The following is a 253-nucleotide window of genomic DNA, read 5'->3' as shown; positions in this document are numbered from 1 at the left end:
GAGGCCGTCCTCGTCGCACTCCCACACCTCGATCCGTGCACCCGGCACGGGGTTGCCGTCGGTGTCGGTGACCGTGCCCTCGATCCAGGCGGGTTGGCCGGTGGCACCGAAGGAGATGTCACCGCCGAGCTCGACCTGCGGTGCGTCGTCGAGGAAGAAGGGACCGAAGACGGTGGCTTCGGTGGCGTCCTCGTAGGCCTGGTTGTTGACGGCGATGGTCTGCATCGAGGCGCCCAGGGTGTCCGACAGCAGG

The 253-nt window shown here is 68.4% G+C and carries 1 pseudogene; it reads right to left on the bottom strand.

The features are described from left to right. Positions 1 to 253 (bottom strand): annotated as a pseudogene (locus NYP18_RS15355) (hydroxyquinol 1,2-dioxygenase); the annotation flags it as partial.

Source organism: Corynebacterium lemuris, from assembly GCF_024919295.1.
GTDB lineage: Bacteria > Actinomycetota > Actinomycetes > Mycobacteriales > Mycobacteriaceae > Corynebacterium > Corynebacterium lemuris.
The sequence above is the reverse complement of the archived record's forward strand: the minus strand, read 5'-3'. Positions and strand labels throughout refer to the sequence as shown.